General features: G+C 52.1%; 15 protein-coding genes. 9 read left to right on the top strand and 6 right to left on the bottom strand.

What is annotated here, in order from left to right:
- Positions 1-58: 58 nt before the first annotated feature.
- Positions 59-3,688, bottom strand: a complete 3,630-nt coding sequence (putA, locus tag MRBBS_RS13905) for a bifunctional proline dehydrogenase/L-glutamate gamma-semialdehyde dehydrogenase PutA (RefSeq protein ID WP_014872185.1) — start codon at positions 3,686-3,688, stop codon at positions 59-61.
- A 370-nt stretch (positions 3,689-4,058) separates the two neighbouring features.
- Here putA and MRBBS_RS13910 point away from each other — a divergent pair, with 370 nt between their 5' ends.
- The 8 genes from MRBBS_RS13910 (at position 4,059) to mnhG (ending at position 10,491) form a co-directional block, all read left to right on the top strand.
- On the top strand, positions 4,059-4,514 hold the full coding sequence (locus MRBBS_RS13910) for an Lrp/AsnC family transcriptional regulator (protein WP_014872187.1): 456 nt from the start codon (positions 4,059-4,061) through the stop codon (positions 4,512-4,514).
- 182 nt (positions 4,515-4,696) lie between these two features.
- A complete protein-coding gene (locus MRBBS_RS13915; protein ID WP_014872188.1) occupies positions 4,697-7,003 on the top strand; it encodes a putative monovalent cation/H+ antiporter subunit A in 2,307 nt (768 codons plus the stop codon).
- Positions 7,000-7,425, top strand: a complete 426-nt coding sequence (locus tag MRBBS_RS13920; RefSeq protein WP_014872189.1) for a Na+/H+ antiporter subunit B — start codon at positions 7,000-7,002, stop codon at positions 7,423-7,425. The genes MRBBS_RS13915 and MRBBS_RS13920 overlap by 4 nt, the downstream gene beginning before the upstream one ends.
- Before the next feature lie 52 nt (positions 7,426-7,477).
- The gene (locus MRBBS_RS13925) at positions 7,478-7,825 is read left to right on the top strand and encodes a Na+/H+ antiporter subunit C (RefSeq protein ID WP_014872190.1); all 348 of its coding nucleotides are present in this window, start codon (positions 7,478-7,480) and stop codon (positions 7,823-7,825) included.
- Positions 7,822-9,333 (top strand): Na+/H+ antiporter subunit D, encoded by a 1,512-nt coding sequence (locus MRBBS_RS13930; RefSeq protein WP_014872191.1) that lies wholly within the window; start codon positions 7,822-7,824, stop codon positions 9,331-9,333. Before MRBBS_RS13925 ends, MRBBS_RS13930 begins: the two co-directional genes overlap by 4 nt.
- Positions 9,330-9,803, top strand: a complete 474-nt coding sequence (locus MRBBS_RS13935) for a Na+/H+ antiporter subunit E (protein WP_041635303.1) — start codon at positions 9,330-9,332, stop codon at positions 9,801-9,803. The genes MRBBS_RS13930 and MRBBS_RS13935 overlap by 4 nt, the downstream gene beginning before the upstream one ends.
- Before the next feature lie 11 nt (positions 9,804-9,814).
- On the top strand, positions 9,815-10,081 hold the full coding sequence (locus MRBBS_RS13940) for a monovalent cation/H+ antiporter complex subunit F (protein WP_007350768.1): 267 nt from the start codon (positions 9,815-9,817) through the stop codon (positions 10,079-10,081).
- Positions 10,078-10,491, top strand: a complete 414-nt coding sequence (gene mnhG / locus MRBBS_RS13945; RefSeq protein WP_014872193.1) for a monovalent cation/H(+) antiporter subunit G — start codon at positions 10,078-10,080, stop codon at positions 10,489-10,491. The genes MRBBS_RS13940 and mnhG overlap by 4 nt, the downstream gene beginning before the upstream one ends.
- A 176-nt stretch (positions 10,492-10,667) precedes the next feature.
- On the opposite strand, the gene MRBBS_RS13950 is transcribed toward mnhG, so the two are convergent.
- From MRBBS_RS13950 to MRBBS_RS13970, 5 genes are all read right to left on the bottom strand, one after another.
- Entirely contained in the window at positions 10,668-11,390 is a 723-nt protein-coding gene (locus MRBBS_RS13950) for an amino acid ABC transporter ATP-binding protein (protein ID WP_014872194.1), read from the bottom strand.
- Positions 11,387-12,040, bottom strand: coding sequence for an amino acid ABC transporter permease (locus tag MRBBS_RS13955; RefSeq protein WP_014872195.1), 654 nt, complete (start codon positions 12,038-12,040; stop codon positions 11,387-11,389). Before MRBBS_RS13955 ends, MRBBS_RS13950 begins: the two co-directional genes overlap by 4 nt.
- Entirely contained in the window at positions 12,040-12,705 is a 666-nt protein-coding gene (locus MRBBS_RS13960) for an amino acid ABC transporter permease (protein WP_014872196.1), read from the bottom strand. The genes MRBBS_RS13955 and MRBBS_RS13960 overlap by 1 nt, the downstream gene beginning before the upstream one ends.
- A gap of 153 nt (positions 12,706-12,858) precedes the next feature.
- Positions 12,859-13,680, bottom strand: coding sequence for a transporter substrate-binding domain-containing protein (locus tag MRBBS_RS13965; protein WP_014872197.1), 822 nt, complete (start codon positions 13,678-13,680; stop codon positions 12,859-12,861).
- Between the two features lie 576 nt (positions 13,681-14,256).
- The gene (locus tag MRBBS_RS13970) at positions 14,257-15,390 is read right to left on the bottom strand and encodes a glycerate kinase (protein WP_014872198.1); all 1,134 of its coding nucleotides are present in this window, start codon (positions 15,388-15,390) and stop codon (positions 14,257-14,259) included.
- A gap of 175 nt (positions 15,391-15,565) precedes the next feature.
- On the opposite strand from MRBBS_RS13970, the gene MRBBS_RS13975 reads away from it, so the two are divergent.
- On the top strand, positions 15,566-15,925 hold the full coding sequence (locus tag MRBBS_RS13975) for a hypothetical protein (protein ID WP_014872199.1): 360 nt from the start codon (positions 15,566-15,568) through the stop codon (positions 15,923-15,925).
- Positions 15,926-15,950 lie beyond the last annotated feature (25 nt).

Consider the following 15,950-nt stretch of genomic DNA (forward strand, 5'->3'; position numbering starts at 1 on the left):
TTGCATTGCCGGGCGCGGGGCCCTTCCAAGGGTCACCCGAGCCTTATGACGAGATTGCTTACTCAGACGCAGCGATCAGGCTGGCATTGCCGCCAGCAGCCGTTGTGTCAATACACAGGTGGCGCTCAATCACGTACCGCTGATCAAGTTTATGCTCGGTTATCAGTGGCAGCAGCGCACCATCGCGCTTTCTCAGCGCCTGGCGGTAAGGTTTCAGCACTGAGTGCTCGCCACAGCTGGTCACGGCCTCGAAGCCCTTAACGGTTTCAAGAGCATCTGGCTCCAGCTGGCCTTCCACACCAACCACCGGCAAACCCGCTTTGGCAGCGCGATCTACGGTATCACTGACACCCGGCGCAACCACCACGGCTTTGTTGCCTTGTGCCAAAGCCATAACCATCTGTTCGATCGCTGTTTCTTTATCCGGGCCAAGACACAGCACCGTGCCACGGGCGTGATTGGTCAGGATATTGCTTTCACCGGTTGGCCCAGGCATTACCTCTTCGTGGGCGTCAAGTGGCTCCGGAACACTGTCAAAAACCGACTGCATGGCCTCAACCCGCGCTTTTGGCGCTTGGGTGTTCATTCTGCCAAGCTTGCCGATCAGACTCTCCAGCGCTCTTGCATCCACTTTCTTGCCGCCCGATTCTGCCGGCCGCTGAACCGTTTCACCTTTCATAAATCGACGCACATACTGCGGGCCACCGGCTTTCGGACCAGTCCCCGACAAACCTTCGCCACCGAACGGCTGAGAACCCACGACCGCACCGATCTGATTCCGGTTGACGTAGATGTTACCGACCTTGATGCGACGGGAGATACGATCAATTCGGCTGTCTACCCGGCTGTGAACACCAAAGGTCAGGCCGTAGCCCTTTGCATTAATGTCATCCACTACCTTGTCGATATCTTTCGCGTCAAAAGTAGCCACATGGAGAACCGGGCCGAAGATTTCTTCTTCCAGATCCGCAATACCGTTCACTTTGATCACCGCAGGAGACACAAAGTTGCCTTTGTGCGGCACTGACAGTTTCTTCAGCAGCTGGTTCTTGTTCTCGAACTTCTTGCAGTGATCGATGATTTTCTTCGCAGACGGTTCATCAATGACCGGGCCTACATCTGTAGACAATATCCACGGATCACCAATACCCAGCTCTTCCATAGCGCCGAACAACATTTTCAACAGACTATCTGCAATGTCTTTCTGCACATACAACATCCGCAGCGCAGAGCAACGCTGGCCAGCACTCTGGAAGGAAGAAGCCAGCACATCACGAACGACCTGTTCCGGCAATGCGGTGGAATCGACAATCATGGCGTTCAAGCCGCCGGTCTCTGCCACCAAGACTGCATCCGGTGCCATGTTTTCGGCCATGGCCTTGTCGATGATCTTGGCGGTATTGGTAGAACCGGTAAAACAGACGCCGGCTATACGAGAATCCGAAGTCAGGCCTGCACCCACCGTAGCGCCGGTGCCCGGCACCAGTTGAATCGCATCTTTGGGAATGCCTGCCTCGTGCATCAGCTCTACTGCTCGAGCGGCCAGCAGCGACGTTTGCTCGGCTGGCTTGGCCAGAACGACGTTACCCACCACCAGGTTAGCCAGAATCTGACCGGTGAAAATAGCCAGCGGGAAATTCCAGGGTGAGATACACACCACCGGGCCTATGGCTTCACCGCTGTTTTCATAGCGAACGCCTTCGTTGGCATAATAGTGGGCAAAATCTACCGCTTCGCGAATTTCAGCGACTGCATCCGACAGCGATTTACCCGCCTCGCGGGTGGCCAGTGCAAACAGCTCGAGGGTGTTCTCTTCATAAAGATCCGCGACTCTACGCAGGCAGGCGGCCCGTTCTTCTGCGGGCGTGGCAGACCAGGACTTAAAACCTTTCTGCGCGGCAGAAATTGCGGTTTCGATATCGGCTTCGTTAGCCTGAGTAACATGACCCACCAAATCTTCCGGATTGGCCGGGTTGCGAACTACCTGTACTTCGGTGCCCGATACCTCACCCGCAATCAGCGGCCCGCCGTTCCAATGGTGCTCTCTGTAAGCATCGCGGCCCTTGTCGATGGCTTCGATAGTGACTGAATCAGTCAAGTCCCAGCCTTTGGAGTTGCGACGATTCTCACCAAAAAGCCTGGCAGGACGCACAATCGCCTTGCTGGAAATGTCGTCACCCATTTCCTTGACCAGATCGATCGGATCTTTTGCGATCATTTCAGGCGAAATGTCTTCATCCACAATTTGATTTACAAAGGAGCTGTTGGCACCGTTCTCCAGCAGACGACGAACCAGATACGCCAGCAGTTCGTGATGAGGGCCTACTGGCGCATAGATCCGACAGGGTACGCCGCTATCTCCCATGACCTGGCTGTGCAGCGATTCACCCATGCCATGCAGGCGCTGAAACTCGAAGTTAGCTTCACCACGAACTCTGGCCAGCTCAAGAATCGCCGACACGGAGTGCGCGTTGTGGGTCGCGAACTGAGGGTAAATGCGATCCGTCATGTTCATCAATTTGGTAGAACAAGACAGGAACGACACATCAGTACAGGCCTTGCGGGTAAACACAGGAAATCCGTCCAGACCCATGACTTGGGCACGCTTTATTTCAGCGTCCCAGTAGGCACCTTTAACCAGTCGCACCATGATCCGGCGATCGTATTTTTTGGCAATTCCGTACAACCAGTCCAGCATGAAAGGCGCGCGCTTACCGTAAGCCTGCACAACGACGCCGAAGCCATTCCAGCCTGCAAGTTCAGGGTCACTCAGCAGAGCCTCAATGACGTCCATTGAGAGTTCCAGCCGGTCCTGCTCTTCCGCGTCAATATTGAAGCCCATATTAGCGGCGGCCGCTTTTTTGACCAGTCGCATAGCCCTGGGCACAAGCTCCTTCATGACCCGTTCTTTATTGCCGTACTCATACCGTGCAAGCAGTGCAGAGAGCTTTACAGAAATGCCCGGATTCTTGCGAACGTCACCACTGCAATGCTTGGCGATGCTGTCAATCCCGTCAGAGTAGGCATTGTAGTAACGCTGGGCATCGTGATCCGTGCGGGCAGCTTCTCCCAGCATGTCATAAGAATAGGTGTAGCCCTTTTTCATGTAGCCTTCACCGGCGCTCTGGGCTTCTTTGATATCGCGCCCCAGAACGAATTGCCGCCCCATTTCCTTCATGGCTTGGCCTGCCACCGTGCGAATCACCGGTTCACCCAAGCGCTTCAGAAGCTTGCGGAGGGTTTCGCCCACGTTTTTGCGCTCGGAATCCTTGAGCAGATTGCTGGTCATCAGCAGGGCGATGGTCGCCGTGTTTATCAAAGAGGAAGAGGCCCTGCCCACATGGTCACCCCAGCACCCGGACGTGATCTTGTCTTCGATCAGATCATTAATAGTCGTAGCGTCCGGCACACGCAGCATGGCCTCAGCCAGGCACATGAGAGCAATACCCTCTTTCGTGGTCAGCCCGTACTCGGCCAGGAATTTTTCCATGATGGTGGGCTTGGCGTTCTTCCGAACGCCGCGAACCAGATCGGCCGCTCTAGCAGAGATGGCCTTGCTCTCGGACGGGGATAACTGAGCGCCAACAATCATCTCGTGGACCACGACATGCTCGAACGCAAGATTGTAATCACGAATCGCCTGTCGGCTGTCGACAACTGCGGGAGTCTCTGATTGCTGCGGTCTCATGGTTGTACCCTCGTCTTCATTGTTTGTATTGCTCACCGTTCCCGCATTCTACCGAGAACAGCAAAAAAATTTTCACTGTAAAAAAGGAATTCACAGGCCAATTTGTCTTTTTTTGGAGGTAAAAAATGGCAAAAACTCTGAAGCAGCGCTGCTCGATAGGCTAAACTGCCTGATCTGAACACGTGAACACCACTATTTACCCTGATTACAGCACGCTTTCAGAACTTAAGCGTGGCCGTAATATCGGTGCTTTGCAGGCGTTGATGGATGCAGAACCAAAACCTAGATAACTAAATTTCGGAATTACTTTAATTTTACGTATGAAAAACGGAAAAGTTCAAACAGACCGGTGCGTACCCAGCAGGAGATAATGATCGTGGAACTGGACCGGATTGATCACTCAATCATTCGCGAATTGCAGAAGAACGCTCGAGTCACCGTCACCGAGTTGGCGTCCCGGGTTGGACTGTCCAAGACACCCTGTCAGGTGCGTATGCGGCGGCTCGAAGAACAAGGGTACATTACCGGTTATACAGCGCTGGTTAATCACACCAAATTGCAACAAAGCCACATCGCGTTTACTGAGGTAAAACTGAGCGATACCAACAGCCACGCTCTCATCGCGTTCAACGAGGCTGTCATCCAGATCTCCGCCGTTGAGCAGTGCCACATGATTGCCGGTAACTTTGATTATCTGCTCAAAGTCCGCACCCGCAACATGGCTGAATACCGGCAAGTTCTCGGTGAACAAATTTCAGCCTTGCCCCACGTTTTACAAACCAGCACCTTTGTGGTGATGGAGAACGTCAAAGACGTAGGGGTCTGACACGTAAACCTAAACAAAATCGATGATAGAAGCGCTCGCTCACGCGCTTTCTTGCCTTTAATCAAGTTGTCGGATAGTCTCCCAAGTTGTTGAGAAAGAAGCGATAGTTAACATTTTAGGTTGGTTCCTCACCGGCAGTAACCTAATTATTTTAAAGGACCTGACTGGAGCGCGATCAACCTATGCTACTGGCTGTATTATCAGGGTTTTTACTCGCAATAGCCGTTCCGGCGCTACACCGGATGACCGGGAAATACATTGGTTGGGCGCTCGCCCTGCTGCCCGCTAGCCTTACGGTCTACTTCGCCAGCCTGATCCCAGCCGTCCAAGCCGATGGTTCACTGCTTATCGAATATGCCTGGCTGCCCGGCCTGGATATCACGCTGAATTTCCTGGTAGATGGGCTCTCCCTAGTTTTTGCATTGCTGATCAGCAGCATCGGCACGTTTATCCTTATTTATTCTGGCTCTTACCTCGCCGGACACAAATATCTGGCCCGGTTCTTTGTGTTGATGCTGTCTTTTATGGCGTCGATGTTCGGTCTGGTGCTTTCAGACAATCTTGTAACGCTCTTCGTATTCTGGGAATTGACCAGCATTACGTCCTACCTGTTGATTGGTTTTAATCACGAAGACATTGAAACCCGAAAGTCTGCCTTACAAGGTCTTTTCGTAACGGTTGCCGGTGGCCTGGCACTGATGGCGGGCCTGATTCTGCTAGCCATCATGAGCGGCAGCTATTCGTTGTCTGAAATCTTGTCGTCAAACATGGCGCTGCACGAGCACGCGTTTTACACCGCAGCGGTTATTTGCATCCTGGCAGGCACGTTTACCAAATCAGCCCAAGTGCCCTTTCATTTCTGGCTTCCCAACGCCATGGCCGCACCCACGCCGGTTTCCGCGTTTCTACATTCCGCTACCATGGTTAAGGCCGGTATCTACCTGATGGCCCGACTGAACCCCTCTCTTGGAGAAGGTGAACTCTGGAGCCAGACGCTCATGCTTTTCGGCGCCGCAACTATGCTGACCGGAGCCTATCTGGCTTTCAGTAACACCGGTATTAAGAAGGTATTGGCCTATTCCACCATAATGGCTCTGGGCACCCTGACCATGCTAATCGGCGTGGGCACGGAACTGGCCCTGACCGCTTTTATCTGTTTTTTAGTAGCGCACTCCCTGTACAAGGGCGCCCTGTTCATGATCGCCGGGGCACTGGATCACCAGACCGGCACCAAGGACATCACCGTTATGGGTGGACTGCGAAAGGCCATGCCGGTTACGGCGGTAATTGCCTGCCTCGCCGCTCTTTCCCAGGCAGGATTGCCGCCGCTGTTCGGCTTTATCGCCAAGGAATTGCTGTTTGAGTCTCTTCTTGAATCGCCAATCTGGTCAGCCGGGCTAACCATCGCAACGGTCTTGGCGGCGATGCTGCTTGTAGGCGTGGCCGGATTGGTTGCGGTCAAACCGTTCTTTGGACAAAGCGGCAACACACCAAAAAAACCCCATGAAGCGCCCTTTGGCATGCTGATTGGCCCGGCGGTGCTATCAGTGACTGCCCTAACGTTTGGTCTGGTACCTTTCCTTCCCGAAGCTGCATTACTGCAGGCAGCGGTCGCAAGCGTTAATGGAGCCGCCGTTGAAACCAATCTGGCGCTCTGGCATGGCGTCAACAAGCCGCTGATGCTGTCGGTCATTAGTCTGCTTCTAGGGTGGGGCCTGCTGGCCAGCTGGAATCGGCTTCAGTCCCGTCTTCATGCGATCAATACGTCAGCCGCACGATTTGGCCCAGAGGCCGGGTATTTCAAATTTATGGAAGGCATCACCATCATCGCCGCCTGGCAAACCCGGGTACTCCAGAACGGTGTGCTTGGGCTGTATCTGCTGATTCTGGTTGCCGTGACCTTCGGTTTAACCGGTTATACGCTGCTGACTCAGCACGGAATCAATCTGACACTGAACCTTGCCGACAGTCATTTTTATGAGTGGGGGATTGCTCTGTTGTTGGTAGCGGCCGCGACTTTCTCCAGCACGACCCATTCACGCCTGGGTTCTGTTGCATCCATGGGCGTGCTTGGCTTTGGTGTTGCACTCACGTTCATTCTGTTCAGCGCACCGGATCTGGGTATCACCCAGCTGCTGGTAGAGACGTTGACAGTGATTCTACTGGTGCTGGTGCTTTTCAAACTGCCTGAATTTGGCAACCTGTCGTCCCCGTTTGAGCGTTACCGCGATCTTGCCGTTGCGATTTTCGCTGGCATGGTTATGACCCTGGTTATTCTTGCGGCGCTGGACGTGCAGTACTTCGAAAGCATCTCAAGCTATTACATTGAGAACAGCGCAACGCTTGCCTACGGGCGCAACATCGTCAACGTCATTCTGGTGGACTTCCGGGCGCTAGACACTCTGGGCGAAATCTTTGTTCTGTCTCTTGCGGCATTGGGTGTGCTCTCAATGATTAAATTGAAGGCGGAGGATCAGCACAAACCATGAAAACCAATACGCTGATTCTGCACACGGCGGCACTCTTCATTATGCCGTTGCAATTAATGTTCTCGTTGTTTCTGCTGCTCCGCGGCCATGACGAACCCGGCGGCGGCTTTATTGGCGGGCTTGTCGCCGCAAGCGCGTTCGTGCTTTATGCCTTCGCATTCGGTTCGACAGCCACGCGGCGTATTCTTCGGGTCGACCCCCGGGATTTGCTGTCAGCGGGCCTACTCTTCGCCCTTGCATCAACGATTCCCGCATTTTTGGCCGGTCAACCCATGTTAACGGCCCATTGGTGGGAACTGCCTTTGCCTGGCGATACCTATCTCAAGCTGTCGACCGTATTGATCTTCGATATCGGCGTTTACGCAGCCGTGCTCGGAACCATCATGACGTTTGTAATTAGCCTGATGGAGTCGGAGGAATGATTCAGGATTACCATAACCACTCGCCCCCGTTAAACACACAAGGAGAGCCAGTATGGAAAGCTTGATGGCTTATGTCGTCGGCATCCTGTTCGCTGCAGCGATTTACATGATGCTGCGTCGCTCCATCGTCAAACTGGTTATCGGTCTGATCTTGTTAAGCAACGCTGCCAACCTCCTTATTTTTGTGGTCTCAGGCATGACCCGCGGAGCGCCGCCGCTGATTCCGGAAGGGACCAGTGCACCACTGGGTGCCATAGCCGACCCGCTACCCCAAGCGTTGATCCTCACAGCGATTGTTATTGCCTTTGGTGTTCTGGCATTTGCAGTGGTTCTGATACGCCGCGCCTATGAAGTCGTGGGAACCGATGACCTCGACCAGATGAAGGATACGGACACTTGAACCTGGAACTTGCCCTACCGATTCTGATACCGCTGACTGCCGGAGCAGTGTCGATAGCACTCTGGCGGTCGGTTCGCTATCAGCGCATTGTTGCCGTGCTGGCGACCGCTTTGCTTCTTGCAGCCAGCGTATGGTTGCTGCGCTCCACCATAGACCAGGGATTTCTGGTTATGGAAATGGGAAGCTGGCCAGCGCCGTTCAGCATTGTGTTTGTCTCTGATATGCTCAGTGCCATCATGATCGTGCTGACCGGCATCATAGGGCTGTCCATCGCCATCTATTCGCTGGCCTCCACGCCCAAAGGTCACGAAAAGTTTGGCTACTACCCACTGATGCATCTGCTGCTGGCAGGGGTTGCCGGCTCTTTTCTAACCGGCGATATTTTTAACCTTTTTGTTTGGTTCGAGGTGATGCTGCTCGCCTCCTTCGCCCTACTAACCTTGGGTGGTGAACGGGCACAAATGGAGGGCGCGATAAAATACGTCACCCTGAACTTGTTCTCCTCGGCCATTTTCCTGTCTGCGGTGGGTTTGCTTTACGGCACGGTCGGCACACTCAATATGGCCGACATTGCACAAAAAGTGGCCACCATTGAAGACCCCGGTATGATCACCGTCATATCGATGATGTTCATGGTGTCTTTCGGTATAAAGGCGGCGGCCTTTCCGCTATTTTTCTGGCTACCGGCTTCTTATCACACCCCCCAAGTGGCTGTTTCTGCGCTGTTCGCCGGCCTGCTAACCAAGGTAGGTGTCTACGCCCTTTACCGAGTTTTTACGCTCATTTTTACCCAAGACGTTGACTACACCCATACAATTCTTTTGTGGGCTGCCGCACTGACTATGCTGACCGGCGTACTTGGGGCTGCCGCGCAATTCGAGTTCCGCAGAATCCTATCGTTCCATATTGTCAGCCAGATTGGCTACATGCTTCTGGGCTTGGCGCTATTCACGCCGTTGGCCATTATTGGCGGGGTGTTTTACATCATGCACCACATCATTGTTAAGACGAATCTGTTCCTTATCAGCGGTATCACCTACCGTTTGCTTGGCAGTTACGACCTGAAAGACCTCGGAGGTATTTACAAAGAACGTCCTCTTTTGGCGCTGCTTTTCCTTATCCCCGCCCTATCACTTGCGGGCATTCCGCCGCTGTCCGGTTTCTTTGCAAAATTCGTGGTTATCCGCGCTGGCCTCGAAGCAGAGGCCTATGTTGTCACCGGTATTGCCTTGCTGGTCGGTTTGCTGACGCTCTATTCCATGATCAAAATCTGGGCGGAAGTGTTCTGGAAGAAAACACCGGAACACGTGACCGATTTGCGCCGTTTGCGGGGCGAGGTGAAAGAAAAACACAACTGGGCCTACTTCGTGCCAGTCATCGGCCTTGCCGCGTGCACCGTGTTTATTGGCCTTAACGGTCAGCCGATCTATGAGCTGGCAGAAATGGCCGCGCATCAGCTGTTGAATCCACAGCTTTATATCGAAGCGGTTCTGGGGGCACAGCAATGATCGGTTTTTTCTGGAACATAATGTTGGCGCTGGCATGGGCAGCACTGAGCGGCGACTTCAGCGGCATGAATTTCGTGGCAGGCTTCTTCTTCGGCTATCTGGCGCTCATGGTCTTGCAAAGACAGGTGCCGGTACTTAAAGGCTATTCCAGGCGCATTCCGAGGGTCGTCGCGTTTTTGGTGTTCTTTACAAAGGAACTGGTAAAAGCGAATTACCGCGTCGCCTACGACGTTGCCACACCGGTCTGGTATATGAAGCCCGGCGTTATTGCGTTTCGCCTCGAGGCCCGAACGGATGTCGAGATTATGTTCCTGAGCAGTGTAATTTCACTGACGCCAGGCACTCTGAGCCTGGACGTATCCGACGACAGAAAGGTGCTTTTTATACACGCCATGTTTCTGCAGGATGAAACACAGTTGCGGCAAGACCTCAGGGAACTTGAGCACAAAATCCTGAAGATCTTGCGCTGAGGAGCCAAAACGTGATCCCGTTTGTCATCAATATTGTTTATTTTCTGCTTTCCTTGGCGCTCTTGCTTGCGTTCATTCGCCTGACGCGAGGCCCGTCTCTTCCAGACAGAGTGGTGGCTTTGGAACTGATTGCATCGATCGTGGTCGGCTTTGTCGGGGTTCATGCGATTGACACCGGCATTTCAAGCCTGCTGGACGTCGCGATTGTTATCGCCCTGACCGCGTTTCTTGCAGCCATCGGCTTTGCGCGGTTTCTGGAACGGGGGACGCAAGAATGACAGATATCATCGTATCCATAATGCTACTGGCGGGCGCCAGCTTCATGTTGCTGGCTGCCGTTGGCATCGTTCGCCTTCCGGACTTGCCCACACGTATGCATGCATCCACTAAAGCGGGCGCCATGGGGGCCATGTTTACAATGGCTGGAGTGGCGTTTTTCTTTGCCGACGGCGTCGTATTAGCAAGGGCTCTCGCCATCGTCGTGTTCATCCTGATTACCTCGCCAATCGCCGCCCATGTTATCGGGCGTGCCGGTTACTTTATTGGAACACCACTCTGGAGCGGCACGGTAAAAGACGAACTTCGGGACAACTATGACTCGCAAACCCACACTCTCAAGAGCGGTTATGAGGACAGCCCTGAAAGCGTTACGCCACCTCATAAGCCGAAGCCAGACAAGACCCCCTAAACGCACCACCATCCCGTTAGTCGGGAGAATCAACACCCTGCATTTGTGCTGAACCGCCTCACGTCATTACAGCCCGCCCTATCGAAAAGTGCTTGATGCAATGCGGTAACAAGAACATTAAAAAAGGGGTCGAGTTTTCACTCGACCCCTTACAAATGCATATCAGCAATGTCTTATCAGCGTACTTTTGACAGAAACTTCTGAGTTAGCGGGTTTTGCGGATCGGTAATAACCTGTTTAGCTTCACCAAGCTCGGCAATAACACCTTCGTGAAAGTAAGCCACGCGATCAGACACATCACGCGCGAAACCCATTTCATGTGTCACACAGATCATAGTCATTCCCTCATCCGCCAACAGGCGCAGTGTATCCAGAACCTCACCCACCAATTCCGGATCAAGAGCGGATGTAACCTCATCAAAAAGCATATAATCAGGTTTCATGGCAAGGGCGCGGGCAATCGCAAGCCGCTGCTGTTGGCCACCAGACATTTTGGTAGGGTAAACGTCAAACTTGTCACCCAGGCCAACGTGCACTAGCTCTTTTTTAGCGACTTCAATCGCTTCTGCCTTGCTCATTTTTTTGACGATTCTGGGCGCCAGAGCGGCATTTTCCAGCACGGTCATGTGCGGAAAGGAATTCCATTGCTGAAATACCATGCCCAGTTTCTGGCGCAGCTTATCTTTATTGGTCTCTTTGCTATGAACATCAACGTCATCGACAAAGATTTTACCTTTGTGAATGCCCTCAATGGCATTGATGCAATACAGCAGAGTCGACTTACCGCTTCCGGAACCGCCGATAATGCTGAGCACTTCGCCTTTTTGAACATCTAGGCTAACGCCTTTCAGAACCTCTAGATCGCCAAAGGATTTATGGACATTCTGGATACTAATCATATTGCCATTTTCCTTTCAACATACCGACCATATGACGATAAGGGGTATGAAATAATAAAGTAAAAGATACCAACACCAATCAAAATCTCTAGTGGCTGCTGGCTACGGGAGATGAGCTGGTCAGACGTACGCAGCAACTCCATATAACCAATAACAGAGACCAGAGCCGAGTCTTTGATGACACTTAAGGCAACACCCAACCAAGAGGGAAAGACAGCGCGCAAACCGATGGGTAAACGAATATAGAAAATGGTTTGCGCGTATGACATACCCAATGAGCGGGCTGAAGTCCGCATGGATTGATGCACGCTTTCGAAGCCACTACGGAAAACTTCGCTCATGAACGCCATGGTGTAAAGCGAAAGAATAATGGAACCAGCCACAAACGGATCGAGTGGATATCCCATTACGCCAACAAAGGTCGAAAAAAGAATCAGCTGAATGATCAGCGGCACACTTCTGAGTATATCCAGCACACCACCAAGCAGTATGTTGACCACCTTGCTGCTTTCAGCGCGGAAAAAACCGACGACCAAACCCAGCAGGGTTCCCAGCACTATCGCTACTATCGATATGGTCACCGTATTCATGACGCCGGTAAGAATAAAACCGGTATCGCTCCAAGACACAGGCGTAAACAAAGAATTCATCAGATTTCTCCTTTGAACAGTTTGCGGGAAAGAAGCGACGAACTGAACAGCACCAGCTTAGTGATGATGAAGTACATAACTGCTGCCACCATAAAGAACTCAAGCGTCCGGAATGACAACGACTGGAGCCTTTGGGTTGTCCCTGAAAGCTCGCCCATTCCCACCAAAATACCCAAGGAACTCATTAAGATAGACCAGACGAACTGGTTAGTCATCGGGTGATAGATTCGTCGGAGCATTTGCGGCAGGATGATGTATCGATACACTTGAATACTGGTCATGCCTAAAGATTTAGAAGCGCTGTACTGTGTGCTGGGTATAGACTGAAATCCTCCGCGGAAAGTCTCGGTCAAATAACCTGCATTGATAAAAATCAGTGCGCTCAACACAGCAACATAAGGGCTTAAATGAATACCTAAAGCTCCCAGCCCAAAATAAGCCATATAGATTTGGAAAAGTGCGGGAGTGTTTCGGGCTATCTCGACCCACGTGGTCGCAATATAACAATAGGGTTTGCTGTTGTTCATCTTTGCAATCGCCAACAATATCGCTATCACAATGCCCAGAAGCATTGCGAGCACAGATACGTGCAGGGTTACAAAGGCCCCATTCAGCAACTCAGGCATATTCTGGAACACGACGTTCCAGTGAAATTCATAATCCATACCTTGGCCACTTTCTGTGGTTAAGAAGGGACCTGATGAGTGCTTTATCAAAACACCCGTCAGAACTCGAAGCCGTTATGCATAAAAATATGCGCTTGGCCTGTCAACAAGTAATATTGGCAGCCGCCTGACTGGCGGCCACCGATATTGTTATTACTTGTTATCCCTCAAGGACTGAATCAAATCAGCGGGCGCATCTGAACCGAAGTACGTGTTGTAGTGCGTATTCATGTTGCCATCGCGAATTTGATGCACCAGGAACAGGTTCAGGTAGCTAATCCAGGCGCCTTCGCTTCTTTTTGCAATAAGACCTACGACGTCGTCATAGTTGGGTACGAAAGGCCCTGCAGCAAAATCTTTAAACTCTGCACTTTGCAGCTTGGTGGCAATGTTGGTGTTGGTTGAAATAACCGCATCCACTTTGCCTTGGTACAAGCCCAAATAGGCATCGTTTTCAGACTTGAACGCTGTGTAATTGTCTGTTCCCCAGCCTTTTTTCTCAGCATAGGCAAGGTATTCAGTTTCGTAAGTAGTGCCCAGTGCAGCACCAACCTTCAGATTCTCAAGATCGTCAAACGACTGGATATTCTTGTCTTTCGAGGCAATTACCTGGAACTTGAAAACAAAGTACGGGTAGGTGAATCCAACGGATTTTGCACGTTCCAGAGTGTCGGAAGTAGAGCCGATAACCACATCGGTTTTTCCGGAGATCAAGGATGGAATTCGATCACCCCAGGTAAGATTGAGTATGTTTGACTCCACGCCGAGGGCGGCAGCCAGATCGTTACAATAACCTACGTCAAAGCCTGCGGGCTGATTGTTTGCGTCAAAATAGCCCATTGGTGGAAAATCGAGGACCACACCACAGTTCAACGTGCCTCGCTGAATCACGGTGTCAAGCTGATCGGCTGTAGCATTCACGGAGGTGAACGCAATGCAGGAAAGTACGAGTGACGTTGCTAATTTACGCATCATAGTTTGTTTCTCTGGTTCTTTTTTGTTACGTCATAAGTTACGAAACTTACATAGACTTGAACTAATCAATTGCAGCTTACCTTAGATTTGTGAGTGAAAATCACTAAAAAGCATGATTAAAGAGGCTATTTAACTTTTATACATATCTTTGATAGGAAATTACGAAAAAAACCAATGAAAATTCAGTCGAAACCGCCCAAAAATAAGATCAAGATGCCGGTCCAGTCTTTTGAATTATGACTTTGTTACCCTTAACCCACAGAATATGAACAGAATTATTTTGAGGCCCGCCTGAGTGAAAGGAAAATCCTCCGCGGGGTTTTGTGAACGACAAGAAAATCAGAATAACGGTAATCGTTCGTTATAAGGCTTCCTGCTATCGCGTCCCGCGACCCCGAAAAACGCATTATTGCTCTCAAGCAGTCCACATCGGCGCAGTCGCAACAACTCCCTGTCAGAGGATGGGGATGGGGATGGGGATGGGGATGGGGATCGGGATGGGGATGGGGATGGGGATACGACTCATTGAGCCACTACATGACAAGTATTACCGCAATCTGCGCATGTTTCGGTTTTTTATTTCAGCCTTGAAACAAGCCGAGCCAGTTGCTCGCTGGTGCTTTCAAGATACTGCGCTGCATGTGCGATAGCGTCACTTTTACTGATCGGCCCCGGGGCAATCGAAAAAACCGACGTAATGCCCGCCTCATGAATGGCCGTCATATTTTCGCCCCCCAACATGCCAGCGAGGCCAATAACAGGTACCTGATAGCGCTGTGCCAGTTTGGCAACGCCTGTCGGCGTTTTACCAGAAGCACTTTGGCCGTCAATCGCCCCTTCAGCCGTAATCACCAAGTCGGCTGCCTTCATCTGTGCGTCCATACCCACGGCGGCCATCACCAATTCGATACCGGGTTTTAAAAGCCCACCGAGAATCCCGGCGACCGTTCCCCCGATGCCGCCTGCTGCGCCACTTCCTGTAAAGCTGCTTATGTCGTAACCATTTAGCTTCACACACTGGGCGAAGTGACTGAGGTTGGCGTCGAGCACTTTGACGTCGTCTGGCGAAGCGCCTTTTTGTGGCCCAAACACGGCTGCGGCACCCAAGTTGCCGAGTAAGGGATTCGTCACATCGCATGCGACCACAACATCTATACCTGCCAGGTTTGCTTTCGCGTCGGCAATGTCAAAGTGGCTGATGTATTTTAAACCGTCACCACCGGGAGGTATGGATCGGCCTTTACTATCCAGTAATTGTGCGCCCATAGCTTGCAGCAAACCCGCGCCACCATCGGTGGTGGCACTGCCACCCAAACAAACGATAAGGGTCCTCGGCCGGTGTTTCAACGCAGCCATGATGAGCTGGCCGGTGCCATAACTGGACGCTGTCATCGCATTACGGTCAGGCTCGGCCACACAGTGCAGGCCGCTTGCCTCAGCAACTTCAACAATGGCGGTTTTGCCATTATCGATCAGCCCGTAACTGGCATTGATAGGGTCGCCGGAAGGGCCGCTTACCCGCGTCTGGTGCAGTTTGCCGTGCATAGCCCCCACAAGAGTGGCCGTTGTGCCTTCGCCGCCATCTGCCAGGGGGATTTTAATCACCTGGTCAGCCGGAGCACCACGCAACCAACCTACGGCGATCGCGTCAGCAACGGCTTTCGCCGTCAGACACTCTTTGAACGAGTCAGGGGCAATGAGCACACGCATACTGCGGTCCTTACCAATATATCGGTTAATTCATCACTCACAGTGATACCAGAAATACCAAGCCACAATTATTCGGCCTTGCTCTTCATCCTGATAATGCCTTCATCGGATTAGAAAGCACCCACGTGATTTCCAGTCCCTGACAAACTAATCAAAGATCCTAAGGAAACCAACCATGCGAAACATTACCGCAACCACAACCGCACTCGTAGCCGTCTTGGCCGCTTTCGCCCTTCCGGCTTCTGCCAGCCTGGCAGACCGAAAGTCAGATGAGCAGAAGATCGTGCAGCCAGCGGCTCCCGCTCCATACAGCGGTCGGGACGTAATTCGCGGCGAGATTATTGCCAGCCTGGCAGACCGAAAGTCCGATGAGCAGAAGATCGAACAGCCAGCGGCACCCGCTCCATACAGCGGTCACGACGTAATTCGCGGCGAGATTATTGCCAGCCTGGCAGATCGAAAATCCGATGAGCAGAAGATCGAACAGCCAGCGGCACCCGCTCCATACAGCGATAACGACGTAATTCGCGGCTAGATTATTGCCGCTGACCACACATCCA

It is taken from the genome of Marinobacter sp. BSs20148, from assembly GCF_000283275.1.
Classification (GTDB): Bacteria; Pseudomonadota; Gammaproteobacteria; order Pseudomonadales; family Oleiphilaceae; genus Marinobacter; species Marinobacter psychrophilus.